Annotated in this window: 20 protein-coding genes; 10 read left to right on the forward strand and 10 right to left on the reverse strand. The window is 64.4% G+C overall.

Going from position 1 to position 24,927, the window contains the following annotated elements; genetic code table 11:
- Nucleotides 1-59 precede the first annotated feature (59 nt).
- Entirely contained in the window at nucleotides 60-1,850 is a 1,791-nt protein-coding gene (locus D6T63_RS12675; protein ID WP_235830747.1) for an ABC transporter ATP-binding protein, read from the reverse strand.
- 128 nt (nucleotides 1,851-1,978) lie between these two features.
- Between D6T63_RS12675 and D6T63_RS12680 the strand changes: the two genes are divergently transcribed.
- Complete coding sequence (locus tag D6T63_RS12680; RefSeq protein WP_120149410.1) at nucleotides 1,979-2,599, forward strand: PH domain-containing protein; 621 nt, start codon at nucleotides 1,979-1,981, stop codon at nucleotides 2,597-2,599.
- Between the two features lie 8 nt (nucleotides 2,600-2,607).
- Here the strand turns inward: D6T63_RS12680 and D6T63_RS12685 are convergent, their stop codons facing one another.
- The 3 genes from D6T63_RS12685 to D6T63_RS12695 form a co-directional block, all read right to left on the reverse strand.
- The gene (locus D6T63_RS12685; RefSeq protein ID WP_120149411.1) at nucleotides 2,608-3,642 is read right to left on the reverse strand and encodes an ABC transporter permease; all 1,035 of its coding nucleotides are present in this window, start codon (nucleotides 3,640-3,642) and stop codon (nucleotides 2,608-2,610) included.
- Entirely contained in the window at nucleotides 3,639-5,180 is a 1,542-nt protein-coding gene (locus D6T63_RS12690) for an ABC transporter permease (protein WP_120149412.1), read from the reverse strand. The genes D6T63_RS12685 and D6T63_RS12690 overlap by 4 nt, the downstream gene beginning before the upstream one ends.
- A 243-nt stretch (nucleotides 5,181-5,423) precedes the next feature.
- Entirely contained in the window at nucleotides 5,424-7,220 is a 1,797-nt protein-coding gene (locus tag D6T63_RS12695; protein ID WP_120149413.1) for an ABC transporter family substrate-binding protein, read from the reverse strand.
- A 414-nt stretch (nucleotides 7,221-7,634) separates the two neighbouring features.
- Here D6T63_RS12695 and D6T63_RS12700 point away from each other — a divergent pair, with 414 nt between their 5' ends.
- Nucleotides 7,635-7,949, forward strand: a complete 315-nt coding sequence (locus tag D6T63_RS12700; protein WP_120149414.1) for a hypothetical protein — start codon at nucleotides 7,635-7,637, stop codon at nucleotides 7,947-7,949.
- A gap of 51 nt (nucleotides 7,950-8,000) precedes the next feature.
- Nucleotides 8,001-9,059, forward strand: a complete 1,059-nt coding sequence (locus D6T63_RS12705; RefSeq protein WP_120149415.1) for an LLM class flavin-dependent oxidoreductase — start codon at nucleotides 8,001-8,003, stop codon at nucleotides 9,057-9,059.
- A 58-nt stretch (nucleotides 9,060-9,117) separates the two neighbouring features.
- Here D6T63_RS12705 and D6T63_RS12710 read toward each other — a convergent pair whose 3' ends face one another.
- Nucleotides 9,118-10,344 (reverse strand): CBM96 family carbohydrate-binding protein, encoded by a 1,227-nt coding sequence (locus D6T63_RS12710; RefSeq protein WP_120149416.1) that lies wholly within the window; start codon nucleotides 10,342-10,344, stop codon nucleotides 9,118-9,120.
- Nucleotides 10,345-10,758: 414 nt separating this feature from the next.
- Here D6T63_RS12710 and D6T63_RS12715 point away from each other — a divergent pair, with 414 nt between their 5' ends.
- On the forward strand, nucleotides 10,759-13,014 hold the full coding sequence (locus D6T63_RS12715; RefSeq protein WP_120149417.1) for a beta-glucosidase family protein: 2,256 nt from the start codon (nucleotides 10,759-10,761) through the stop codon (nucleotides 13,012-13,014).
- A 26-nt stretch (nucleotides 13,015-13,040) separates the two neighbouring features.
- On the opposite strand, the gene D6T63_RS12720 is transcribed toward D6T63_RS12715, so the two are convergent.
- Nucleotides 13,041-14,504 (reverse strand): MGDG synthase family glycosyltransferase, encoded by a 1,464-nt coding sequence (locus D6T63_RS12720; RefSeq protein WP_120149418.1) that lies wholly within the window; start codon nucleotides 14,502-14,504, stop codon nucleotides 13,041-13,043.
- Between the two features lie 569 nt (nucleotides 14,505-15,073).
- Between D6T63_RS12720 and D6T63_RS12725 the strand changes: the two genes are divergently transcribed.
- Entirely contained in the window at nucleotides 15,074-15,481 is a 408-nt protein-coding gene (locus D6T63_RS12725; protein WP_120149419.1) for a hypothetical protein, read from the forward strand.
- A 602-nt stretch (nucleotides 15,482-16,083) separates the two neighbouring features.
- Here the strand turns inward: D6T63_RS12725 and D6T63_RS12730 are convergent.
- Nucleotides 16,084-16,455 carry a hypothetical protein gene (locus D6T63_RS12730; RefSeq protein WP_147394368.1) on the reverse strand — a complete coding sequence of 124 codons (372 nt, stop codon included), beginning with the start codon at nucleotides 16,453-16,455 and terminating at the stop codon, nucleotides 16,084-16,086.
- 552 nt (nucleotides 16,456-17,007) lie between these two features.
- Here D6T63_RS12730 and D6T63_RS12735 point away from each other — a divergent pair.
- The 4 genes from D6T63_RS12735 to yiaA all read left to right on the forward strand — a co-directional run bounded on the left by D6T63_RS12735 (nucleotide 17,008) and on the right by yiaA (nucleotide 19,359).
- Nucleotides 17,008-17,592: a DapH/DapD/GlmU-related protein gene (locus D6T63_RS12735; protein ID WP_120149421.1), complete on the forward strand. Its 585-nt coding sequence runs from the start codon at nucleotides 17,008-17,010 to the stop codon at nucleotides 17,590-17,592.
- Nucleotides 17,593-17,916: 324 nt separating this feature from the next.
- Nucleotides 17,917-18,357 carry a hypothetical protein gene (locus D6T63_RS12740; RefSeq protein ID WP_120149422.1) on the forward strand — a complete coding sequence of 147 codons (441 nt, stop codon included), beginning with the start codon at nucleotides 17,917-17,919 and terminating at the stop codon, nucleotides 18,355-18,357.
- 96 nt (nucleotides 18,358-18,453) lie between these two features.
- A complete protein-coding gene (locus D6T63_RS12745) occupies nucleotides 18,454-18,687 on the forward strand; it encodes a hypothetical protein (RefSeq protein ID WP_147394369.1) in 234 nt (77 codons plus the stop codon).
- Nucleotides 18,688-18,831: 144 nt separating this feature from the next.
- Nucleotides 18,832-19,359 (forward strand): inner membrane protein YiaA, encoded by a 528-nt coding sequence (gene yiaA / locus D6T63_RS12750; RefSeq protein ID WP_120149424.1) that lies wholly within the window; start codon nucleotides 18,832-18,834, stop codon nucleotides 19,357-19,359.
- Between the two features lie 1,163 nt (nucleotides 19,360-20,522).
- Here yiaA and D6T63_RS18965 read toward each other — a convergent pair.
- A complete protein-coding gene (locus D6T63_RS18965; protein ID WP_147394370.1) occupies nucleotides 20,523-20,708 on the reverse strand; it encodes a hypothetical protein in 186 nt (61 codons plus the stop codon).
- Nucleotides 20,709-21,195: 487 nt separating this feature from the next.
- Nucleotides 21,196-22,281 (reverse strand): redox-regulated ATPase YchF, encoded by a 1,086-nt coding sequence (gene ychF, locus D6T63_RS12760; protein ID WP_120149426.1) that lies wholly within the window; start codon nucleotides 22,279-22,281, stop codon nucleotides 21,196-21,198.
- An 83-nt stretch (nucleotides 22,282-22,364) separates the two neighbouring features.
- Between ychF and D6T63_RS12765 the strand changes: the two genes are divergently transcribed.
- Nucleotides 22,365-23,708, forward strand: coding sequence for a DNA recombination protein RmuC (locus D6T63_RS12765; protein ID WP_120149427.1), 1,344 nt, complete (start codon nucleotides 22,365-22,367; stop codon nucleotides 23,706-23,708).
- A gap of 103 nt (nucleotides 23,709-23,811) precedes the next feature.
- Here D6T63_RS12765 and D6T63_RS12770 read toward each other — a convergent pair whose 3' ends face one another.
- Nucleotides 23,812-24,909, reverse strand: a complete 1,098-nt coding sequence (locus tag D6T63_RS12770) for a 4-hydroxy-3-methylbut-2-enyl diphosphate reductase (protein ID WP_120149428.1) — start codon at nucleotides 24,907-24,909, stop codon at nucleotides 23,812-23,814.
- Between the last annotated feature and the right edge of the window lie 18 nt (nucleotides 24,910-24,927).

Raw genomic sequence — 24,927 nt, forward strand, 5'->3', positions numbered from 1 at the left:
GGACGGGCTACCTCCCCGGTTCGGGCGTGTCTGCTGTGCCGACACCGCTCTACGGGAGATCAGTCGGTCGTCGCCATGAGCTTTGCGCGCAACTCGCGACGCTCCCGCTGTTTCGTCGGGTCAGGGAGCGGAACTGCTGCCAGCAGCCGCTGTGTGTACGGGTCCCGGGGGCTGCGCAGGATCTGGTCGCGACTGCCCTGCTCGACGATCCGTCCGCGCTTCATGACGCAGATGTAGTCCGCGAGCACATCGACGACGGCGAGGTCATGCGTGACGAACAGGCACGCGAATCCGAGCTCCCGCTGCAGGTTCTGGAACAATTCCAGCACCTTGGCCTGCACGGACACGTCCAGTGCGGAGGTCGGCTCGTCCGCGACCATCAGCTTGGGCCTGAGCGACAGGGCCCTGGCGATACCGACGCGTTGCTTCTGCCCGCCGGAGAGTTCGTGCGGGTACCTGTTGCGGTAGGAGCGTGGAAGCTCGACCTGGTCGAGGAGTGTCTCGATGCGCTTCTGCAACTCCCCGCCCTTGGCCTCGCCGGCGAGAAACATCGGCTCGCCGATGCTCTCACCGATCGGGAGCCGTGGATTGAGCGACGAGGACGGGTCCTGGAACACCATGCCGACGTGCCGACGGACGGCGCCGAGCTCCTTCGACGAGGGACGGAATCCGGAGATGTCGGTGCCGACGACCTTCAGCGATCCCGCGGCGACGGGCAGGAGCCCGACGGCGGCCCGACCGATCGTCGTCTTGCCGGAGCCGGACTCCCCCACGAGGCCGATCACCTGTCCGGGATACACCGTGAGGTTGGCGCCCTCCACCGCTCGGAACGCGGGCACGCGCCCCTGTTTCGGGTATTCGATAGCGACGTCGATGAGTTCGAGGACGGGCTGGGCGGTCGGTGGGGCGACGGACCGGTCCACGGCGAGCTGCGCGAGGACCTCCTGCTCCCGCCTCTCCAGCTCGTCGTGGTCCACCGACTGCAGCTCGGTCCGGGTGGCCGCGGCGAGCGCGGCGGTGATATCGACGTCGTCGTTCCCGTCGCCCTGCCCGAGGTGCGGCACGGCGGCGAGGAGCGCCTTGGTGTACTCGTGCTGCGGATTATTGAAGATCTCATCGGCCGTTCCGGTCTCGACGATGCGCCCCTGGCGCATCACCGCGATCCGGTCCGCGAGGTCCGCCACCACACCCATGTCGTGTGTGATGAGGACGATCGCGCTGTTGAGCTGGTTCCGCAGGTTGCGCATGAGGTCGAGGATCTCGGCCTGGACGGTGACGTCGAGCGCCGTGGTCGGCTCATCGGCGATCAGCAGCTTCGGATCACAGGAGAGGGACTGCGCGATCATGGCGCGCTGGCGCTGGCCACCGGACAATTGGTGCGGGTAGGACCGGAATGCCTTGTCCGGGTCCGGCAGCTCGACCATCTGCAGCAGGCGCAGGGCGCGCTGCTTCGCCTCGTCCGGCGAGATCTCATTGTGCAGGCGGAGCGTCTCGACGATCTGGAACCCGACGGTGTACACCGGGTTGAGGGCGGTCATGGGCTCCTGGAAGATGACGGCGACGTCGTTGCCGCGAATCTGCCGCAGCTTGGCGGGCGACATGGTGAGGACCGACTTGCCGTTGAGCAGCACGTCACCGGTCACGCGGCTGTTCGAGGGCAGGAGCCCGAGCAGGGACATGGAGCTGGCACTCTTGCCGGAGCCGGACTCTCCCACGATTGCCAGTACTTCACCGGCGTTCACCTGGTAGTTGAGGTCTATCGCGGCCGGCACCCACTTCTTGTCCACGCCGAAGTCGACGCAGAGGTTCCGGACTTCGAGCACGGGCCCCTGGGAGGCCGGCCGGTCCATGCCGGAGTCTCCCGTGCCGCCGATTACCTGAGTGCTCATGAGGGATTCTCCTTCGTGACGGAGGGTACGCGGGTCAGCGTGTCCTCCTGGATTGCCGCGTGCGGCTGCAGTGCTGGGACTATTGAGCCATGGAAAGCTCGAGCGTGGCCGGCGCCACCGTCTTCAAGCCGCGTACCAGTATCTGGTTCACGGGCATCGCCGTCCTGATCGCGGTGGGCGGGCTCGTGTCGGTGCTGGTGACGGACGGGACCGCCGCCCTTTCGACAGCGGCGCCGCTCGTCGGCGTCGCCTATCTCGGCTGGTGGCTGTTCTGGTATCCGGCCGTCCTTCTCGCCGACGAAGCAGTCACCCTGCGCAACCCTCTGGCCACCATCCGGGTACCGTGGGCCGCGCTGATCGACGTCGACACGAAGTACGCGCTGAAGCTCGTCACGCCCTCGGGTGCGTACACCGCGTGGGCCGCTCCCGCTCCCGGCGTGTGGGGAACCCACGCCGGGAAGGTCGAGCATGTCACCAACCTGCCGTCCACGAGCTACGGTCCTGGCGGATCCGTCCGTCCGGGCGATCTCAAGAACACCGATTCGGGCTACGCCGCCTACCTCGTCCGCTCCCGCTGGCAGGAGCTGGTGGAGAACGGCACGCTCGACGTCGATCATCCGGATAGTGTGCGCCGCTCCTGGAACTGGCGGCACGTCGCGGTCGCGGTGCTGCTGATCGGCGCGGGCGCCGTCCAGAACGTCGGCTCCTAGACGACGTCTCACGTGGCCGCGGGCTTCTCTGCGTCCTTTGCCCGGCCGGCGTTGAACTTCTTCTGCCGCGGATCGAAGGCATCGCGCAAGCCGTCGCCGATGAAGTTGATGCAGAGGCAGATCAGGACGATGAACAGGCCCGGGAACCAGAACAGCCACGGCCGCGTCTGGAAGGCTTCCTGGTTCTGGCTGATGATGAGCCCGAGGGATACGTCCGGAGCCTTCACGCCGAAACCGATGTAGCTCAGCGCCGTCTCGAGCAGGATGGCCGAGGACATCAGCAGTGTGGTGTTCACGATGATCACGCCGACGGCGTTCGGCAGGATGTGCTTGAAGATGATGCGGACATTGGATGCTCCGGCGATCTTCGCTGCGTCCACGAACTCGCGTTCGCGCAGGGTCAGGAATTCACCGCGGACGAGGCGCGCGAGCCCGGTCCAGAGTACGAGCCCGAGGAACAGGCCCAGGAGCCAGATCTGCGCTCCGGGCCCGACGTACCGATTCACGGCCTGACCGAGGGTCGCGGCTGCGAGGACCACGGGAATGATGATGATGATGTCGGTGAAGCGCATCAGCACTGCCTCGGTCCAGCCGCGGAAGTATCCCGAGCAGGCACCGACAATCACGCCGACGACGCCGGCGAGGGTGCCGATGATGAACATGATGATGATCGAGTTCTGCGTCCCGCGCATCGTCATGGCGAAGTAGTCGCGGCCGATGGAGTCCTGGCCGAACGGGTGGTCCCCCCAGCTGAAGGGGCCGGTGACGGTCGGTGCACCGCCATTGAGCAACGGCAGGAATTCCGTGTGGTTGTACTTCCACCACCCGGGGACCCCGGCGAAGCCCACGGACGTGAACGCCAGAAGGAAGATGATGGCGAAAACGACGAGGCTGACGATTGCCGCCGTGTTGTCGAAGAACTTCCGCCGCACGATCTGGCCCTGCGAGAGGCCCTTCGCTTCCGGCTCGGGTGCGGGATGGGTCGGGCCGGTGACGGTGGCCGCATCCCCGCCCGGGAGGTCTGAGGGGGTCTGGATGCTCATGCTTTCACCCTTACGCGAGGATCGAGGAACGAGTACACGATGTCGGCCACGAGGTTGAAGACCAGCGCGAGGATCCCGGCCACCAGGAAGAAGCCCATGATGGGATCGGGGTCGGTGCGCTGAAGCGCCTGGACGAAGAGCTGGCCCATGCCGGAGAACGCGAACACCTGCTCGGTGATGATGGCACCGCCGATCAGCGCTCCGATGTCGAAGGCCACGAGGGTCGCGAGCGGGATCAGGGCGTTGCGGAACGCGTGCCGCATGACCACGGTGCGATCGCTGAGGCCTTTGGCCCGGGCCGTGCGGATGTAGTCCATGTTCATGATCTCGAGCATCGAGGCGCGCGAGTACCGGCTGTAACTGGCAAGGGATGCGAGCAGCAGTGCGAGCGTCGGCAGCAGCAGGTGGGTGAACGTATCGAGCCCGTTGACCCAGAAGGTGCCGTCGAGGCCGGGCGTCTCTGCTCCGACCGTAGCGATCGGCCTTCCCCGGACGCGCGGGTTGCTGACGTAGGACGGCCACGTGACCATGAAGCGGTCCACGACGATGAGGAACCCCATGAGGAGCCCCGTGAGCGCCGCGGCGCGCATGCTCTGGGCGCGGTCGTAGCCGCCCATGGCGTAACCGACCCCCATACCCAGCAACACGGTGACGATCGCGAGGATGACGATCATCCAGACGGTCGCTGAGTTCAGGATCGGGTTGACGACGTAGTAGGCGACGAGCCCTACCGCGACCATGACCAGGGACGAGAAGAGCGCCTTGCGGTTGCGGAGGCCGGCCGTCAGGAGCACGATGCCGAAGGCGATGCCGACCCCTGTGACGAGGATGACGATCGGGCCGAGGCCCGGCGTCGAGAACCAGTCGACGAGGTCGAGGACTGTCAGCAACGCCGCTGCGACGATGGCGCCGACGACGAAGGCGATGGCCCTGCGTTTCCATGACCGGCTGGCGAACAACGCCCAGATGAGCCCGCTGGCGATCGCCACGACGAGGATCGTCGACGTTGGTATGTCGGGATCCGCCAGGAAGTTGTTGAAACCGATGGCCCCGAACTCCTTGAGGAGCACCGCGAGCCAGAAGATCGGCAGCGAGAAGAACAGGAACGACATGAAGGTCACGCCGTAGTCCAGCCCGCTGTACTGGCGCAGCGCGGTGATGATGCCCAGCGAGATGCCGATGATGATGGCCAGGACGGTGGCCGTGGTGACGAGGGTGATGGTGTTGCCCATGGCCCGGGCCAGCGACGTCGTGACGGCCTCACCCTGGATGCTTGCGCCGAGGTCGCAGCTGGCGGCGAACGGCACCAGACACTTGGCTGCTCCCGCGAGCCAACCGAAGTAGCGCAGTGGCGCAGGCGTATTGAGGTCGAGGAGTTCTGTGCGCGCCTGGATCAGCTGCTCCCGGTTAGGGGCGTTGCTGGCCCGAAGGTCCTCGAGCGGATCACCCGACAGGGCGGTGAGCTGATAGACCACGAAGGAAGCGCCGAACAGGATGAGGACGGCCGTCACCAGACGCCGAACGATGTAGGTCACCATGTATTTCAAGCCTCAATGTTGAGTGCGGGTGGGTGTTCCCGTGCTTCGCGAAAGTGTAGTGCAGGGCCCGGAGGGACGAAATGTGGGGTCTCCCAATCACTCCGGTGCCACTGGCCCCACCAGGAGGCCACCGCAGCGGGGATGGGGCGACGTGGCCCTTGGCAGAGAAAAAGACGCCGGGACGGCTGAGTTCCCCCGTCCCGGCGTCTTCCTCCTACAGATGTACTCGTGCCAGCGGTCGAGCTACTGGACGACCTGCCAATCCCAGAAGTTCCACCAGACACCGGTCTGGTTCGGCATGTACTCGATGCCGCTGACATTGTCGCTGAAGGCGTCGACGCCAGGCACCTGGAACAGCGGCAGTCCGTACTTGGAATCCCAGATCAGCTTGTCGATCTGCACCTGCAGGGCATCCTGCTCGGCAGGATCCGTAGTGACGATCAACTCGTCCATCAGCTTGTCGGCTTCAGGGCTGGAGAAGCCGTTGAAGTTCGAGCCGTTGCCGGACTTGAAGATCTGCGGCACGCCGGATACGCCGACGCCCGAGTTGATCCAGCCGAAGATCGTGGCGTCGTAGGTGCCGTTGCCCAAGGCAGATCCCCAGTCCGAGGAACCGAGGCCGCCGTCGACGATCTTGAAGCCGGCCTGCGCCGCGGACTCCGCAATGAGCGTGTACGAGTTGAGGCGGTTCGGATTGTCCCGGTTGTACATGATTCGGACCTCGGGAGTCGCTCCATCGAGCAGCTCCTTGGCGCCTTCGATGTCGACCTCGGCGTAGGCTTCCGAGCCATTGGTCGACGCTGCCTCTTCATACGGCTCCTGGTCGGTCAGGAACAGCTGCGAGTCGAGAGGCTCTGCATCAGGGTTGATCTTCTTGGTGATGGTGTCGACGAGCTGCTGGCGCGGCACCGTCTTCATGAAGGCCTCGCGGACTGCCTCATCTTCGAACACGCCGCTGAAGTTGAGATCGAGGTGGTCGTAGGACAGCTGGTTGCCCTGCTCGACCGTGACGCCCTCGAGCCCTTCGAGCTGCTCGACCGTATCGGCCGAGGCCTGCGGGGCGATGATGTCGACCTCGCCGTTCTGCAGTGCCTGGACCTGTGCGGGGGCCTCGCCGATGTAGCGGACGGTGATCTCGTCCACCTTCGGCTCCGGGCCCCAGTTGTAGTCCTCGTTGCGGGTCAGGGTCATCGACTGGTCCGGCGTGATGGCCGAGGCGACGAACGGACCGTTGGAGAGGAAGAGCGACGGATCCGTCGGCAGCGACTTGGTGTCGAAGCCGGTGTTCCAGAAGTCGGCGAGAGCCTGGACCTCGGGACGCTCTACCGGGCTCTCCGGGTCTCCCGCAGGTGTGGTCTGAATGAGCTCGATGAGTGCATCCTCGTCGGCAAGCCCACCCTTTTCCGCCAGCACGTGCGCCGGGGTGGAGATGCCACCCTCGGTCATCAAGCCGAACGCGACCTCGTAGTCCGCGAAGGGCTCCGAGTAGTTCAGGGTGATGGAGCGCCCGTCCTCGCCGATCTCGGGAAGTTCGGTGAGGGCGAGTCCCGCAGTGTCTCCCGCGTAGTCGAAGTAGGTGGCGCCGGAAACGACCTCACCTGCGTCATCCAGTTTCGAGTCGTTGAAGTACCCGGAGCCGATGGCCCAGGAGAGCAGCAGGTCTCCGCCGTCGACCGGTTCGCCATCGGACCAGTTGACTCCCTCGTTGACCGTGTACTTCACGCTCAGGGGATCCTCGGAGAGGACCTCCATGCTGCCGAAGTCTTCGTTGGGGACGACCTCGAGATCGTTGTTGATGTAGTTGAACCCGGAGTGGGTCGCGTAGGCGATCTTGCCGTTGATGTCCACATTGCCTTCGGAGCTGTTCGAGTTGAACGAGCTGAAAGCATTTACTTCTACGACGCGGATGTTTCCGCCCGTTGCTTCGCCCTCGGCGCTCTCCTCGGGAGTTTCAGTTCCCGTATTGGCAGCGCAGGCGCTCAATGCGAGTGCTGCCACGGCAGCGACCCCCAAAGCTTTGGAAGTACGTCCGAAACGCATTCCGCCTCCTCTTTCTTAGTGTGATCCCAGCTTCACGCGGTGTTGCATGACAGCGGACACGCGACCCGAGAGGGTGACGCTACTCACGTGAGCAAAAGCCTAAGTGCACATTGTTACCAGCAGGTATCCATGTGGGTGGTCCCTAACGGTTGTTATCGAGCTGCAACCAAATGGTTCCAGCCGACCGAGGCGCCGCCTCTCGATGCCGGGTCGGGTGCTGAACCTGTGGCGACGTCCAACGGGCTACGCACAGGTACCCCTCTTTGCAACGCACGACGACGGCGATCCGCGTGGCTTGATCAGGCGCTCGACCCGGTGTTCTGCTTGACGGAACCACGCTTGCACAGTGTCATCGGTGGCACCGCAGGTGCCCGTCCGGCAGGGCGCGGAGCGACATGACGCAGAAGGAGGAGCATGGCCTGGTTGTTTGTCGACAAGCACGCGGCCGTCTGGGACGACGACGCCAATGTCCAGGCAGCGATCGGCGCGCTGAAGGCGCGGTTGGACCAGCATGCCGAGGTGCACCTGTCGATCCAGAGCAGGGGACTCAAGGGTCCGGTCTTCGTCATCACGAGAGACACGGTGCTCAGTTCCCCCGAGCTGAACAACCGCTTCAACGCGGACCTGTTCGCCGAGCTCACGACACCGACGGCGCGCAACAGCCCGACCATCCACTGGTTCTCCGACGGACGCGGGTTCGTCTCGGAGACGAACAGCCGGATGTGGTGACCGACGCATAGTGTGAGGATCAGCACTGCACCGCTTCCTCGAAGGAAACCCATGCCCGACCCACAGCGTCCGCTACGCAAGCTCGGATTCCTCACCATCGGCCTGTTCGATCCGGCGGACCCGGCCGCGGGGCACGAATCGACCCTGCAGATCATCGAACTCGGCGAGCAGCTCGGATTCGACAGCGCCTGGCTGCGCCACCGCCACCTGCAGTTCGGAATCTCCTCTCCTATTGCGATGATGGCCGCTGCGAGCCAGCGAACGTCCCGGATCGAGATCGGAACCGCGGTCACCCCGCTGGGCTGGGAGAATCCCCTGCGCCTGGCCGAAGACCTGGCCACCGTCGATCTGCTCGCCGGCGGACGGATCAACCCCGGCCTCAGTGTGGGCGAACCGATGCACTACGACACCGTCAAGGACGAGCTGTATCCGAACTCTTCGGAGCTCGAAGACTTCAGCTACGCGCGCGTGGAGCGACTCGCCCGTCTGATCTCAGGGGAACCGCTCCGAGCACTGTCCGGCAGACAGGGTGTCGTCGAAGAATTCTCCAACCGTGTGGAGCCCCACTCCCCCGGGCTGCGTCAACGGCTGTGGTACGGGGCCGGCAGCAGGAAATCCGCCATCTGGGCTGGGGCGAACGGCTTCAATCTGCTCTCCAGCAGTGTGATCTTTCCCGAGGACGATCAGGAACCGGTCTTCGACCGGATCCAGCAGGCACAGATCCGCGCCTTCCGTGAGGCTGCCACCACGTCAGCCGGAACGCACGGACCAGGGCGGGTCTCGCAGGGCCTGGTGGTGATCCCGACCGATTCGGCATCGGCGGACCAGCGGGAAAGGTACAGACGATACGTCGAGGAGCGCTTGCCCCGCACCAAGGCACCGCAGGGGCCACGAGGCATGCTGTTCGCCCCGGATCTCGTCGGCACCAGCGATGAGATCGCCGAGCAACTGCACGCGCACGCGGGGTTCCAGGAGGTCGACGAGGTGGCGTTCGCGCTGCCCTTCAGCTTCGACCACGAGGACTACGTCCAGATCCTGACCGACATTGCCACCACCCTGGGTCCGGCCCTCGGATGGACCCCGGGTGGAACAGGGCACGACGTCGATTAGGGCGTGTGCGTCAGGGCGGCCCGCTCCTCGGATACCACGGCCGGATTCACGGCCGGATTCAGAGCGATGGGGCCGCGGCATACACGCGGACCCAATCCACTCGCATCTCGCCGGCGCCGTTGGCAGTGCTGTTCGGGAACCAGTCCAGTTGTAGCGTCTGGTGCATCGAACCCGGGGGCTGGTGCGCGGGATCGGTGTCCTCGAACCACTTCACCCCATCGATGTACCCCACGATTCCCTTCGGAGACCAGTCGACCGCGTAGTTGTGGAACTGGGAAACGTCCAGGGCCTTGAACGCCGACGTCTGCGAGTTCGAACACGCATAGTGATGGAAGAACTTGATGACGTTCCAATCACCGGTGGTCTCCGCGAAGTCGACTTCGCCGTCGCATGGCCAATTTCCACTGTCCGGCCACAGGATGGACACGAGGTGGTATTCATCGTCACCGGACCCGGCCGCACGGACTTCCCATCGCCCGTACTTCTGGTTTGCGAACTTCGCGCTGATGCCGGCGGTCGTGCCGTCCGGAGTTCCCGTCATGACCATCTTGGAACCGTCCACGGTGACCTGCTGGGGACTCCGAATACCGTTGCCGGCGTGCCCGACGCTGTTGTAGACAATCCACTTCGTGGCATCCGGCGCACCTGCGTAGTTGAACTCGTCGCCAGCTGTCCGTGTGCCCCAACCATGGACTACCGCCGCCTCGGTAGGTGTTCCCGTGCCAGAGGCGGTCGTCACGACCAGCCGGGGACGCAGGGCGGGATTCGAAGCTTCCTTCGACGTGAACCCGATCCACTTCTGCGCGTTGCTCTCCAGCTTGAAGTTCTGCTCGCCACCCGTGGCACTCACGCCCTTGGTGACATCCCATTCGACCCAGGAGTTGGCAGCGAACCCGCCGGCCTTCCCCAGCCACGCCCCGCGAACCGGAGCGTTGTTCCAGGTAACTCCCCCCTCGGTCCAGCCGCCGGACGTGGTGAACACATCCACGAACTGGGTGGACGTCGTGGATGTCTCCGAATACACCCGCAGTTTGGCCGAAACGACACGTTCTCCGGCGGGAACCCGGATATTGAAGCGTAGGAGTGCGTTCCGCCAGATGTTCGCATGTCCCTCCGTGGACAGACGGATACTGGACCCGAAGTTGGTCGTCGCCCTGTCCGCCTGTACGTAGCTGTCCATGGTCAGCGAGACCGTCGCTGCGGCGCTTGCCGTTGTCGGAGTGATGAGTGCGAATCCGATCAGAAGGGTCGATGCAACGGCTACGCACTTACGCCAGAACGACATCCCTGATGCTCTGACAGCCGTCGGCCCAGGCACCGCAGGAGTTACCGGGCGGACGTGGAGCGACGCTTGTGCCGAAGAGGAGGGACTTATTGAACCAGCGGACGTAGCTTTCATATTCATCGCTGTTTCTCATGTGGAATTGGAATATTCAGCTCGGTCGAGAAGGTGTCGATCCAGAAACAACGACGGTCAAATGCAGGCTATTCCGCAGCGTAGACCAGCAGTGAAATAAGGCGCAACCAAAATATCTCCTCAATAACAAAGGCTTCAGGCAGTTCTGCGGAATCTGTGTGGACCGACACCCATAACTCCCGGTCGTCGGCGAAGCCCGCGCCGGTCGGACGTTGGTACCGGACCTCGCCGCTCGGCGGACGCTTGCGCGCTCGCACACGCACAGGGTGCAGAATCTAGAGCATGAAGATGGCTGCAGGGCGTTGGGGATCGCCGGCGCAAGAGCCGGTATCGATGGGCACGGTGCCGACGGAGCGCAGCGCGTACGGCCAGGCCGTGCGGGCAGTCCGGGTGGGTGAACTCGACGCGGATGAGGCAGCGGAGCAACTGATCAACCTGATGACGGATGGGGAGATTCTCGGATTGCTCGACGGTGACTCCCCCGGGCTGCTGCTCCCGCTCATCCCGATACTGCTCGGTCGTCGGCCGTTCGTGGCAGGGGCAGTCTCGCGGCTCGGCATCCCAGGCATCCGGTTCAGCGATGGTGGCCGCGGCGTCGTGATCGGCGCCTCCACGGCCTTCCCTGTGACGATGGCACGGGCCGCGACCTGGGATCCGCTGCTGGAAGAACGGGTGGGGGTCGCGATCGGTCTCGAGACCAGGGCGCGTGGAGCGAACTACTCCGCCTCCGCCTGCGTGAACCTGCTTCGCCACCCGGCGTGGGGCCGGGCGCAGGAGTGCTACGGGGAGGATCCGGTGCTCACCGGCCGGATGGGCTCGGCCCTCACCCGGGGCGTCCGGGTGCACGTGATGGCGTGCGTGAAGCACTTCGCGCTCAACTCCATGGAGAACGAGCGCTTCGAGGTCGACGTGTCGGTCGACGACCACCCCCTGCATGAGGTGTACCTGCCGCACTTCAAGGCCGTCGTGGACGCCGGCGCCGACTCCGTGATGAGTTCCTACAACCGGGTGCGGGGCGAGTACATGGACGTCAATCGCGCCCTCCTGACCGATGTGTTGCGGCATGAGTGGGGCTTCCCTGGGTTCGTGACGAGCGACTGGGTATTCGGCACCCACGACGCGGTCGTCAGTTTGGAGGCCGGGATGGACGTGGAGATGCCGCTGCGGCTGCTGCGCGCCCGTGACCTGCCGGCCGCGCTGCGCAGCGGTGACCTCGCCCGCGCGACTGTGCTGCGGTCCGCGCACCGCGTCCTGCGCACGTGCGTGCTGCATGCCGCGACCCGGGAGGCGGCGAGCCCGACCCCCGCCCTCGTCGCCTCCCCGGCGCACCGGGCGCTCGCCCGTCAGGTCGCTGCGGAGTCGATCGTGCTGCTCAAGAACGAGACCGTCGGCGCAGCACCGCTTCTGCCATTGGCTTCCGCCACCCGGCATGTCGCGGTGATCGGACGGCTCGCGGCACTGGCGAACCTCGGCGATCATGGCTCGTCACGCGTTCGGCCACCCGCAACGGTCTCGCCGTTACAGGGGCTGCGCGAAGCGCTTCCCCGGGTGCGGATCACGACCACCTCCGGGAGGAACGAGCGCGCCGCGGCGGCGCTCGCAGCCGCAGCGGAGACGGCGATCGTCGTCGTCGGCCTGGACCAGCACGACGAGGGCGAATCCGTGGTGACCGGCGGCGTCGACGTAGGCGTGCTCGGTCCGGCCTTCGGCGCAGGTCCCCTCCGTCGGTTGCTCATCGGTCTCGCTCACGTGGCGTCGCGTTTCGTCCGTGGAGGCGACCGCACCTCACTCGACCTGCGCCCCGCCGATGTGCGCCTCATCCACGCGGTCGTCGCCGCGAACCCCCGGACCGTCGTCGTGCTGATCGGCGGCAGCGCGATCCTCATGGAGGCGTGGCGGGAGCGCGTGCCGGGGATCCTGGTCGCCTGGTACGGCGGTATGGAGGGCGGCCGCGCGCTCGCGAGCGTGCTGACCGGCAGTGCGGAGCCCGGCGGGCGGCTGCCCTTCGTGCTGCCGACGGACGCCGCGCATCTGCCACCGTTCGACCGCGCGGCGAAGTCGGTCGTCTACGACGACAGGTGGGGTCAACGCCGGCTCGACGACGAGGGACACGCACCCGCGTTCCCATTCGGATTCGGTCTGGGCTACACAACCATCGAGCACCGGCTTCTCGACCACGGATTCGACGACACGGGCGGCAACGCGGACGTGCTCGTAACGAACACCGGCGGCCGCGAAGGCTCGACCGTCATTCAGGTCTACGCCGCGGACGTGTCCGTCTCGAGGCCGGTGGCTCAGCTCCTGGGTTTCCGGAAGGTGACGCTACAGCCCGGCGAGGAGACGACAGTGCAGGTTCCCCTGGACGCGGGGCCCACCCTGCAGCGCGATCCGGCCACACGGCGCTGGTCCCCCCGCGCGGGCGACTGGGCCCTGCTCGCAGCCCAGCACAGCCCGGCCAGATGGGCAGACGCGGCCCGATTGCGGCGGCCGGTGGGACCGATCGACGAGGAAGGTGACACGGACGGTCGGCGGACCTGAGGTTGATAGGGGACGCGTCCCGTCGGTCACCCGGTGACGACGTGAGGGGGTGCCGAAAGCCCTTCGACGCGGACGGGCAGCGCATCGTCACCCCGCAGCATGGCGCGCAGCAACCGCCGCGCCTCCCACCGGAGCGACACGGGCGCCTGGCCGCGCCGAAGCACCAGCTCCCCGTCCGGCGTCCCGTACCGATTCTGGAGTTCGCCGACCTCCTCGGCCTGCAGCACTGCGACGGTGCTACCCGCAGCCGAGTCGACCAGGCGGACCAAGGAGGAGGGTCCCTTCAGATCGGACGCGACGAGGCGCTGCTCGCTCGCACCGAGAATGGTCTTCTGCGCCGCGCGGGTCACGACAAGCGGACGCGACGGCCCCTCCAGTAGGCCGGTGAGCACGTCCGCCGCGGCGTCAGGGCGGCCTGTCCTCCTAGCCGCTGCCTGCATCCGCTGCAGACGGCCCGGCTCGCGCAGCACCTGATCGATCTTCCAGCCGATCGTCGCGGCGGTATTGCAGCGGACGGCTGCCCCCTGCTCCATCAGGTAGTCGCCATTGCGAACCTCCTGCCCCGGAATGGGATTCACCAGCACCATGGGCAGCCCTGCAGCCATGCACTCCGACGCCGACAGCCCGCCCGGCTTGCCCACGAACAAGTCGGCGCAGCGCAGCAACTGCGGCATCTCCGCCGTGAAGCCGAGCACGCTGTAACGGTCGCCAGCGGGTGCCACCAGCCGCTCCATGCGTTGCCGCAGCACATCGTTGCGTCCGCACACGACCGTGGCCGTGAACGGCGAGCGCATGTGCATCGTCTGCCGCACCACCGAGACCGCATAGTCACCACCGGATGCGCCCGCCGAGATCAGCAGCATCGGGGGCTCGCCGGCATTGCGCGACGGTGCAGCATCAAGCTGCTCTGCGATCGGGATGCCCGTGGCCGCGACTCGATCGGGAGGAAGGCCGAGCGCCATCAGCTCCACTCTTGCCTCCTCCCTGGCCACGAAGAGCGCGTGGAACACGCCCGGAAGCCACAGCCCCTGGAAGTCGTAATCCGTGGTCACGACAGCGGTCCTCGCGTCGATTACGCCACGAAGGAGCAGCGACGCCACCAGCTGTGCCGGCAGGAAGTGCGTGCACACGATCGAGGTCGGGCGGAACTGCCTGATCGCAGCGATGACCGGAAGAGCGTTCACCCGTGTCCAGGGGTCGATCGGGCCGCGGCGCCGGAACGGTGGGTCGCTGAGGTCATACCCCCACTCGACCAGCCAGGGCGCACCCTCGACCAGGACGAAGTAACCCTTCCCCAGCAGTGCACGGTAGAGCACGCTACTCACCTGCAGCACGTCCAGAACCTGCACCTCGGCGACGTCGTCGCGCTCGGCGCACGCCTGCTGGACCGCCGCCGCAGCACTGTTGTGCCCCGATCCCACCCCTGCGGACAGGATCAGTACGCGCTCCCCGCCAGCGGTGCCGGGGCCTCGTGCCGACGTCTTGCGCATGATGAGAGGCTAACAGTCCGTCTCACTCTGGTGACGGCGGGCCGAATGTGCCCCACAGTGCTCTTGTAGCGCACCGATCCGCCACGGGAGAGGCGACATCTTCTACGGACGCAGACCGAGGCGACCGCAGGATACGGAGCTGGTCGCGGCGGATGTCCCGTCGCGTGACCTGCCGACCGGACGTTGAAGTGGAACTCCCTCCAGACGGGCGGGCTGTGTCTGGTGGGCGCTGCAAGCCGCGTGGTGCACGTTCCTGTTGACATCGTCCTCGTGAAGCAGAATCCGGCGCTTACTGAGTTCCGCACAGAAGTTCGACTCTTCCAGTTGCTTCTGAGCTCCGCAGGTCTCCTGCTCAGCACCGGTGCCTCGCCCTGGAAACTGTGGGTGTTATTGCCACGCCGCGGCGTTTCGCCCAAGCCCCCGAGGTTGTGCCCCCACCAAGCAGGGAGCACCCGTTCACGCACTCCTCGAAGGCGTTTACGCAACTCGTTGACGGAGATACCACGCGACCGTTATGGTTCGTCCAATGCGCGCTGGGGAGCCCGACAAAGTAGCGGAAGGACCCCACGATGAACCGTCTGACCCCTCTGATCATCGCCTGCGGCGCTGGCTTAGCCCTCGCCCTCACTGCCTCACCGGCACTGGCCGCGCCGCCGACCTCGTCGGGCAACAGTAACGGCGCGCAGCTGGAACGCCGCGATCTCAGCTTTCCGGATGGAACATATGAATACCACACCGTAACTCGTCAACATGGCGGCTACTACTACACGACCAATAGCAGGGATCAGTCGACGTATCAGGATGGCGACAGCCAGTCGTCGTTCGACTACAAAACGCAGTACACCGAGCTCGAGAACGTAACGAAGCTGACCAGTCAGAGCACGAGTACCGAGAATGGCGAGACGTGCCGCACCAACTCCCAATTTGTCGTTGCAAACGGTGAGACACGCAGGGAAAGCCCGCCTTCGAGCTGCTAGCGGGCGCGAAGACTAGACCGTAAGTCGCTACTCCGCCCTTACTGGGTAGCGCCTACGTAACACCCTGTGAACCGCTGACCAGGCCATGGAGAATTTCCGGCAAGCCCTGCTGCGCCGCTTGAGTTGCCGCCGCTCCGGAGCCCTCTGGTATTCGGGGTACCCGCCCACAAGGTGCACTTTCACAGACGAATACTTCGACACCGCATCCACGTATTGACAGGTTGCACCGACCCGGACTGGTAACCAAGGTAACGGACGGTCCGGTCCATCCACCCGGAACGACGACGGCAGTTCCGTACTCTACCCCGTCCTCACCTCGGCCGTCCCTGAAGAGCCGATCGGCTGTTCGCTGGCGCTCCCCCAAGAGGCCGATGCCTGGTACCTGATTGCAGGCTCTTGCATCATGCTCATCGCGGCAGTTCTCTTTGTCGCCCGGGCGATCGTCTCACTGCGCCGAGACGACTACGCCACTGTCCTGCAGCTGCAACCATCGCCTCGCGCAAAGGACACGCCAGTGCTGATGAGAACCGAACGAATATCCACCCCTGACCGAATATTCAGCGGGTGACTCAGGAGCAGGACATCACCTATGGCTGCTGGTATCAGGAGCCCATCATGCCCAGTATTGCTGCGGCGACAACTACCGCCGCCAGTGCTCCCACCACGACGGTGAGGCGATGAGAGGTGCGGAGAAGAGCGAAGCAGGCCCCCACGGGCACCAGAACCCCAGCCCCGGCGCCAACGACAAGCAGCGCGGTGTACCCGGGGCGTAAACCTGCGTCCCGCGGGGCACCTAGCCCGGTTGACTCCAAGTAGATCGCGAGCAGGCAGCCCAGCGTGATGAGTACACCGGTGACGCTGAGGATGACGCAACCCCAGATAGCCATCCTCGAAGAACTGGCGGTCCTGGTGTAGTTGCCGGGATCGACTTCGCCGTCGGTCCCGCGACTAGTGCCGAATTCGTCTCTCTCCATTTGAACTCCCACCAGAATCACTTGCAGGAAACACTCATCTCATTGAAGCGCAAGCACGTTCAATCGCTACCGTATGCTTCGCGGCCATTCTCAACCCGGCCACGCCGATCCCTAGGCTTCGTCGCCGACATTGTTCTGACTGCACTGCAGTCGGCTGCATGCGCTCCAATCGAGGAGGCGTCATGCCGGTATGAATCAAAGATCGGACGACATCCAACAGCTTCGTAGCCAAGTGACGGCAGGCAAAGGTCCTTGAACGGCGAGAGTGCCTGAAGCCCGGCAGGGTCCGTACAGGTGCCCTGGGCTTCTACTTCTTACCTTGAGCCGAACTACACATCGAATCTGAACTCCGCTTCGTTCAGTGCCCAAATAACCCCCGGAGTTTGGAGGTACCACCCATCAAGCGATGCCTGTTTCAGCGCCGCATGAGTTGCCGCTCCAGCACCGCCTCGCTCATGCCGTTCAATCCGCAGAATCGAGTTCAATGGGCTCGGCATTCCGCAACGTTTGACTTCGTCCTCAGGTGCGGCAGGGAACGATATCGTTGGATGCATGGCCGAAACACAAGGTCTCGACGAGCTCCTGACCGCACTGAACGCCGGGGAGACGATCCCCGGAGCTTCAACCCACCATGAGGCGATGCACGCCGCAAGCCAGGAGTCACTGCGCATCACCGCCGAGCTCAATGGACGGTACCACCCGCCCGGAGAAGTGCGGGCCCTGATGAGCGAACTGACCGGACGCAAGGTCCCCGAGTCCCTCCAACTCTTCCCGCCGTTCAGCGCTGATTTCGGCAAGAACATCAGCTTCGGCACGGATGTGTTCGTCAACAGCGGCTGCCGGTTTCAGGACCAGGGCGGCATCGAAATCGGCGATGGATCCCTCATCGGCCATAACGCTGTTATCACGACACTGAACCACGACATGTTGCCGAGCCGACGGGCCGATATGCACCCGGCCCGGGTGGTTATCGGGCTGGGCGTGTGGTTCGGAGCCAACGTAACGGTCTTGCCAGGCGTGACGATTGGCGATCGGGCCGTAGTGGGCGCGGGTGCAGTCGTCACAAAGGACGTGGCCGCGGGGGCAGTGGTCGTTGGTGTGCCAGCAAAGCAGGTGGGCACCGTTCCGGAAGGTTGATTCTCCGGACGGGAAGTGATTGTTCTGAAGATCGATCCAAATTCGGCAGTGAATCCCGAACCGGCGCCCGAGTCGAAGCGCGGTGAGCGGTTATGCGGCTCGTTGATGACCAGCCTCATCGGACATCGTTGTGCGGGCACAAAATAGCGACCCAGCGGACATGAGTCGACTGAGACGCATTAGCCGGATGCAGGGCAATCGCCGTTCGCGGCGCAGACAATAGAGCGGCGTCATGCCGGACCTGCAGGTTGAGGCCCCTTACTCGCCGCATCGAGACGGGTACACCGTGCAGAGCAGGAAGAGAATGAGCAAAAGCCGTAAAATATGCTCGGTCTGCTGACCGGCATGGTCGCTACTGTCGCCGCCCTCTCTCTCTGGTCATCCTGGAAGAGCAACCAGACCATTTCCGAGCTCAAGTCAATTGCGGATCGCTTGGAACCCGGGCCCGAGTGGGAGTTCCTGAGCACACAGCCGCCGGTCGGTGCTGCAGTGTGCATCCCGTTTGACGGGCCCTGCTCCCAGTATTCGTACCGGTGGGCGACTCGCGAGACGTATGTGCAGGGCGACCTGAAGAAGTATGTTCAGCAGGTCGGGTTGGTACCCGAGGAACTAGAAGACTGCGAAAGGAACCAGCGGATCAACGCTGGAGAACTGAATTGCCATGCCTTCGGCGTCATCGACGGCTGGGACGTTCGCATCACCGTCAATGACTTCGGACCGAAGGATGACAACACCACGGTGCAGATCGTGGTCAATCGCTACTGATTCCGAAAGCGTCTTCATGGGTTAGGAGCACTGAGCCGTACCGTGCCGTACGCCGTTGACCAGTCAGCCACCACAAGCCTCGCTAGACTCACGAGCATGACCATGGGGACGAACGGACAACTACAGCCACGCTCAAGCAAAGCGGGACGAGACACTATCATCTGGGCGCTCGGAGGAGTGCTCTTTGCTTTGGTCGGGGCCGCGTCGCTCATCAAGGCTGATGCTTGGTACCTGATCATGGGCTCCTGCATGATGCTCATCGCAGCAGCTCTCTTTGTCGCCCGGGCGATCATCTCGATGCGCCGGGACGATTACGCCACCTCCGAGTAGCCGAAATCATCACCTCGAGCGAAGGACACAGCAATTCGCCCGATGTAGTGGAGCGGATTGAACATGGTGTTGATCAATTCGAACGATTGAACACACACCTGATATACAATCGCAATCTGCTCAATCCAATCGAAGGAAAAACACATGGCTGAGTCCAAACTTGTCCCGCAGAGGCCCACGGGAGCATTCATCGGAGCTAGCTGGGTTGCATTGCTCGTCGGAGTGTCGTCCTATCTCGTCGGTCTCTGGAACGCAACGAACATGGAGCTCAACGAGAAGGGATACTACTTCACGATCCTACTCTTCGGACTGTTCGCGGTAATCTCCATCCAGAAGACGATTCGAGATCGAGCTGAGGATATTCCAGTCACGAACATCTACTACGGGGTGGCATGGTTCTCCGTTATTGCGTCACTTTCGCTCCTGATCATCGGTCTTTGGAATGCCGACATGCTTCTGTCCGAGAAGGGCTTCTACGGTTTGGCCATGCTGATGTCTCTCTTCGGAGCTATCACCGTTCAGAAGAACGTGCGAGACATGGCAGTGTTTGCCGAGGTCGAGAAAACCGAGAACCCGAAGCGGAAGCTCTTCTCTGGTCAAGACATCCCTGCCGCAACGCCTGGGCCTACTCATCGCCCTGACTCCACTGCGATCCTTGGTCGACCAGAATGAACTGAAAGCCTTCGTACACGGTTTGGTTGTCGGCTTGGGGCGGAACCCTGGATTCGCAGCGTTCGACCCAGTGAGTTAATGAATGCGCGGCGATTGAGCAGCGTTCCGGCGTCGCGTACGTGATCACGGATAACAGCTTCGGTTGCACCAGCACCTTCCATACGTTCTTCTTCTTTGCCATGCCGGTCATATACCTGATCGCGCAGATCTACCTGATCGTTGGCTGAGGACGCGGCACAGGTACCGATTCGGCCGAGGCGCCTGAAGCAAAGCCATCTTCGTCCTGATGTCGGGCGTGGGGTTGATGATCGCGGTCATTGTAGCGATCGTCCTGCAACAGGTCCTGACCTACAACGGCGGGTAGCCGGTACACACGCCGGCGTCCGTCCACCATCAAGGAGGACGCCCACCTCGAGGGGTCGATTCGCTATACGGAGGGCCTCCAGCCAGAGCCTCCCCCTGCAACGGTGTGCTGACCTATCCTCGCGAAAAAGCCTTTCTTGAACCGCCAGATTCCTGGTCGATCCACCCTCGGACGAAAATTCCCTTTCAGACGATGAAGAATGACCATGGCGGCATCCCATGTCTTGCGACTCGTCGGAAAGCTTTGATGGTCTCGAGGTATTTTTCTGTTCGCCTGGTGTCCGTGGATCCAGAGTGGCTCGGCACGGACGCATTCACAATCCATCTGCAATGTCCTCGCAGCCGATATGACGACGACCGGCCCCGAACCTACCGAGGCAGGCGGAGCCGGTCGCTATGCAAGTCGCTTAATTCACCCGAGAATCATCAGGCAACCTCGTAACGAAAAATCAAAGCTCGGACATTGAATCTGAAATCGACCACGTTACGTCATGAAGAAAGGTCTCTGGTAGTCGCGACGATCCTCACTCGAGCGCTCATCGGCCGGGACGCCTGGACGGGTTGAGCCACCACCATCGATGTCGGTGCGATCGGGCGCGCTCAGCCCTTCGACGTCCCGCGTCCAGATAGTCCTCGCGCGCCGGGGCAAAGACTGTCTCAGGCAGACTCAGCGGCGCCCGGGTCAGCTCACGTCCTGACAGCAGATTGCTGATTGCCCTCGGAACCATTCGCATCCCACCAGAACCTTTGACCGACCGCCGGAGCTGTCCGCCCTGGTCCGTGAGCCGCATCCTCCAGGATCAGTCCACCTCAGCGAGGCCGGAACCGACCAGGATCGATACAGCCGTCTCCATCTGTTCCCGTGAAGGGACGTCGGCCTGCAGCATGTCCCACCCCGGCAGCAGCGCCCGGAGCGACGAGGGGTGCTTCCCGCGATGCAGCAGGGTCATGAGCGTCGCGGCGTCGTCCATGTCTCTACGGTCCATGCCGTTCAGGCTAACGCGCTTCCAATACGGCATGATCGAGCACACTCCCGTTGTCGGTACTCGGCCGTGGATCGGCTGCGCCATGGGGTCCCGGTCGACGGACCCGCCTAGACTCATCCGGGTCCGGGCTCACCGGGCCGCAATGAGTCGGTCAGTAGCTGCCGCGAAGGAACCAGGACCGCCCCCGGCGCAGAGCAGCATGCAGACGATCAAAGGCGTGCAGCCTCGTATCCGACATCGCGGAACGACCCCATCCCGCCTCGGTACTATCACCGGCACTGCGCAACGCGGCAATCTGGACGCTACAGACCCCGCGCCTCGACGTCGCTGCTCGACCTGTCCCACCCGGACAACACCTGATTCAGTGCCTCCTGCCCCGGCCGGCCAGGGAGCACCCGCCCGAGGTCATTCAAGTTATGGCCGCGGCACGGGAATCAGCCCTATACGTTTCGAAAGGGCGGCATTTCTGCTAATTCAGGCGAGGGGCCTATACGTTGAATCTGAATTCGACCACGTCGCCGTCGGACATCACGTATTCCTTGCCTTCGATGCGCACCTTGCCGCGGGACTTGGCTTCAGCCATGGTCCGGGCGTCCATGAGGTCCTCGAAGTGGACAACCTCGGCCTTGATGAAGCCTCGCTGGAAATCGGAGTGGATGACCCCTGCGGCCTCCGGGGCCGTGGCACCCTTCTTGATCGTCCAGGCACGGGTTTCCTTGGGACCGGCGGTGAGGTAGGTCTGCAGGCCGAGGGTATGGAAGCCGACGCGTGCCAGCTGATCCAGCCCCGACTCCTCCTGGCCGTTCATCTCGAGCATCTCGCGGGCCTCGGCCTCGTCGAGCTCCACGAGGTCGGCTTCGAGCTTGGCGTCGAGGAAGATGGCGTCGGCGGGAGCCACGAGTTGGCGCAACTCCTCCTGGCGCTCCGGGCTCCCGAGCACGGCGTCGTCGACGTTGAACACGTAGATGAAGGGCTTGGCGGTAAGCAGGCTCAGCTCACGCAGGTGCTCCATCTCGAGCTTGTCGCTCTTCACAGAGGAAAAGATCGTGTCGCCGCGCTCCAGAACGTTCTCGGCCGCCTGCATCGCGGTGAGCTGCGCGGCCTCGCGCTTCTTGATTTTCACTTCCTTCTCGACGCGCGGGATCGCCTTCTCGAGGGTCTGCAGGTCGGCCAGGATCAGCTCGGTGTTGATGGTCTCCATGTCGGAGCGGGGATCGACCTTGCCGTCCACGTGGATGACGTCGGGATCATCGAAGACGCGGATGACCTGGGCGATGGCCTCGGCCTCACGGATGTTTGCAAGGAACTTGTTGCCCAGGCCCTCGCCCTCCGAGGCACCCTTGACGATCCCCGCGATGTCGACGAAGGAGACTGTGGCCGGCAGGATCTGCTTCGACCCGAAGACCTCGGCGAGCTGCGCAAGGCGCGGGTCGGGAAGGCTGACCACGCCGACATTCGGTTCGATGGTGGCGAACGGATAGTTCGCCGCCAGAACGTTGTTGCGTGTCAGCGCATTGAAAAGTGTTGATTTGCCGACGTTGGGCAGTCCGACGATGCCGATAGTAAGAGCCACGGGAGACAAGTCTACCGGCCATCGAAGGGCCGCCCGGCGGTGTCGCAACCCTGAATGTCGGAGGTTCCTGCGACAGTGTGGGCATGAGCACCACCGCCGCACTCCTCGTCGTCCTCGCCTTCGTCCTCGGTTGTGCCGTCGGAGCCTTCCTCGTCGGCCGCGTACTCCGGCTCCGTACGGGTGAGCTACGTGCGGAGCTCGACGACGCGATCGAACGCCTGGGCAGCACGACGACGGAGCTGGCAGCGGCAGCGGCGCAGCGCGACCTGCTGCAGCAGCACAACCGTGAGCTGTCCGGGAGGACGTCCACCGACCATGACGTACTGCGGGCCCTTGCCCCGGTTGCGGAGAAGCTCACGCAGGTCCAGCAGCAGGTAGGCCTGCTGGAACGTGATCGTGTGGAGCAGTACGGGCAGCTCGCCCGGCAGCTCGAGGAGGCGCGTGAGGTGGACGCACGGCTCCTCTCGACGACGCACTCCCTGGCAGGAGCCCTGCGCAGCAACAGCGCCCGCGGCCAGTGGGGAGAGGTGCAGCTGCGCCGCGTCGTCGAGGCCGCGGGCATGCTCTCCCGCGTCGATTTCCTGGAGCAGGTCTCCTTCAGCGCGGGCGACGACGGCGAGCGGGCGCGGCCGGACATGGTGGTCCAGCTACCCGGGGACAAACAGCTCGTCATCGATGCGAAGGTGCCGCTCAGCGCCTTCCTCGCGGCACAGGAGCTGAGCAGCGCGGCGGATGGTCCTGCCGGTGCGGAGGGAGGTGCCCTCGACGTGCGCAGGGCCGAATTGCTCCGGCAGCACGGCAAGGCCCTCCGCGCGCACATCGACGCGCTGGCCCGGAAGAAGTACTGGGAGGGTGCAGCCAACTCTCCTGAGCTGGTCATCTGCTTCATCCCGGTCGAATCAGTCCTGTCCGAGGCTCTGCGGGCCGATCCCGAACTCCTCGACTACGCCTTCTCCCGCAACGTGGCCCTCGCGTCCCCGGTCTCCCTGCTCGGCATCCTGAAGGGTGCGGCGTTCAGCTGGCGACAGGCCGTCCTCACGGACAACGCCCGTGAGTTGTTCGACCTCTCCAAGCAGCTCTACGAACGCCTCGGCACCATGGGCGGCCATGTGACCCGCCTCGGGGCGTCACTGAAGACGTCGGTGGAGCGCTACAACTCCTTCGTCGGAGCTCTCGAATCGAGGGTGCTGCCGACCGCTCGCCGCATCGGCGCCTTCGATTCGGCGTCCCTCGACGTCATCGATGCAGCGGTCGACGGTGCGGAGGGAGCGCGGCCTGCCGGGCAAAGCGCCGACGTGAGCGTGCTGGGCGCTGCCCGCGCGCAGCGTGCAGGCGCGCAGGGCGGCACGAGCCAGGCCGCGGCGACGATCGACGCCACGCCACGCTCCCTCACGGCGCACGAACTTCTCGACGGGACAGCGGGGTAGGCACCGGCAGTTGCCCCGGACGGAGGCGGAGCCGACCGAGCACAGGGACGGCGGCCCTCCCAGAGGAAGAGCCGCCGTTCCGGTCGGTTGAGCGAGGTGCGATTCAGTTGAGCGAGGTACGGTCCTGCCGTTGGCCACGTCCGCCGCGGCCCTCGGACGGATCTCCCATCGCCTTCAGTGCGGCACGGATTTCCTTGGGCAGCGAGAAGATGATGTCCTCCTCGGCCGTCACGACTTCCTCGACGTCGCCGTAGCCGTACTCCGCGAGCAGCCGCAGCACGTCCTGCACGAGGTTCTCGGGAACGGAAGCACCGGAGGAGACGCCTACGGTCGTCACGCCCTCGAACCAGGATTCGTCGACCTCGTTGGCGAAATCGACCCGGTACGACGCCTTCGCGCCGTATTCGAGCGCGACCTCCACGAGGCGGATGGAGTTGGACGAATTGGCGGACCCCACGACGATCACGAGATCCGTCTGCGGTGCGATCTTCTTGATGGCCGCCTGGCGGTTCGAGGTCGCGTAGCAGATGTCATCACTCGGCGGATCCTGAAGCGTGGGGAAACGTTCCCTGAGCAGGTTCACCGTCAGCATGGTCTCATCGACGCTGAGCGTGGTCTGCGAGAGCCAGATGAGCCGATCGGGATCACGCACTTGGACCTTGTCCACGTCCTCCGGTCCGTTCACGATCTGGATGTGGTCCGGTGCTTCCCCTGCGGTGCCCTCCACTTCCTCATGACCCTCATGACCGATCAGGAGGATGTCGAAATCATCGCGGGCGAAGCGCTGGGCCTCCTTGTGCACCTTGGTCACGAGGGGGCAGGTGGCGTCGATGGTGCGAAGGCCGCGGTCCTCCGCGGACTTGACGACGGCGGGCGAGACTCCGTGAGCGGAGAAGACGACGAGCGCACCCTCGGGGACCTGGTCCGTCTCGTCGACGAAAATGGCACCCTTCGCCTCGAGCGTCGCAACGACGTGCAGGTTGTGCACAATCTGCTTACGTACGTACACCGGGGGGCCGTAGTGCTCCAGGGCTTTTTCGACAGCGATGACGGCGCGGTCCACGCCCGCGCAATAACCCCGGGGCGCCGCGAGCAGCACCTTCTTCTCCCCTGCCACCGGTGCGGCTGCAAGGACGTCACCCGGGGAGCGGCGCCTGCGCGGGATGGTGGGCATGGGGACCTGAACGGTGGTGCTGGTCATACGGCGATTCTACCGGGT

Origin of the sequence: Arthrobacter cheniae, assembly GCF_003602275.1 — a bacterium.
In the GTDB taxonomy this organism is placed as follows: Bacteria; Actinomycetota; Actinomycetes; order Actinomycetales; family Micrococcaceae; genus Arthrobacter_D; species Arthrobacter_D cheniae.

Coding starts and splice junctions, on each gene's coding strand:
- D6T63_RS12710 (WP_120149416.1), bottom strand. CDS start 10,344: ATGTCGTTCTGGCGTAAGTGCGTAGCCGTTGCATCGACCCTTCTGATC.
- D6T63_RS12690 (WP_120149412.1), bottom strand. CDS start 5,180: ATGGTGACCTACATCGTTCGGCGTCTGGTGACGGCCGTCCTCATCCTG.
- D6T63_RS12770 (WP_120149428.1), bottom strand. CDS start 24,909: ATGACCAGCACCACCGTTCAGGTCCCCATGCCCACCATCCCGCGCAGG.
- D6T63_RS12705 (WP_120149415.1), top strand. CDS start 8,001: ATGCCCGACCCACAGCGTCCGCTACGCAAGCTCGGATTCCTCACCATC.
- D6T63_RS12725 (WP_120149419.1), top strand. CDS start 15,074: ATGAACCGTCTGACCCCTCTGATCATCGCCTGCGGCGCTGGCTTAGCC.
- D6T63_RS12675 (WP_235830747.1), bottom strand. CDS start 1,850: ATGGACCGGCCGGCCTCCCAGGGGCCCGTGCTCGAAGTCCGGAACCTC.
- D6T63_RS12720 (WP_120149418.1), bottom strand. CDS start 14,504: ATGCGCAAGACGTCGGCACGAGGCCCCGGCACCGCTGGCGGGGAGCGC.
- D6T63_RS12735 (WP_120149421.1), top strand. CDS start 17,008: ATGGCCGAAACACAAGGTCTCGACGAGCTCCTGACCGCACTGAACGCC.
- yiaA (WP_120149424.1), top strand. CDS start 18,832: ATGGCTGAGTCCAAACTTGTCCCGCAGAGGCCCACGGGAGCATTCATC.
- D6T63_RS12765 (WP_120149427.1), top strand. CDS start 22,365: ATGAGCACCACCGCCGCACTCCTCGTCGTCCTCGCCTTCGTCCTCGGT.
- D6T63_RS18965 (WP_147394370.1), bottom strand. CDS start 20,708: ATGGACCGTAGAGACATGGACGACGCCGCGACGCTCATGACCCTGCTG.
- D6T63_RS12730 (WP_147394368.1), bottom strand. CDS start 16,455: ATGGAGAGAGACGAATTCGGCACTAGTCGCGGGACCGACGGCGAAGTC.
- D6T63_RS12680 (WP_120149410.1), top strand. CDS start 1,979: ATGGAAAGCTCGAGCGTGGCCGGCGCCACCGTCTTCAAGCCGCGTACC.
- D6T63_RS12740 (WP_120149422.1), top strand. CDS start 17,917: ATGCTCGGTCTGCTGACCGGCATGGTCGCTACTGTCGCCGCCCTCTCT.
- D6T63_RS12715 (WP_120149417.1), top strand. CDS start 10,759: ATGAAGATGGCTGCAGGGCGTTGGGGATCGCCGGCGCAAGAGCCGGTA.
- D6T63_RS12695 (WP_120149413.1), bottom strand. CDS start 7,220: ATGCGTTTCGGACGTACTTCCAAAGCTTTGGGGGTCGCTGCCGTGGCA.
- D6T63_RS12685 (WP_120149411.1), bottom strand. CDS start 3,642: ATGAGCATCCAGACCCCCTCAGACCTCCCGGGCGGGGATGCGGCCACC.
- D6T63_RS12700 (WP_120149414.1), top strand. CDS start 7,635: ATGGCCTGGTTGTTTGTCGACAAGCACGCGGCCGTCTGGGACGACGAC.
- D6T63_RS12745 (WP_147394369.1), top strand. CDS start 18,454: ATGACCATGGGGACGAACGGACAACTACAGCCACGCTCAAGCAAAGCG.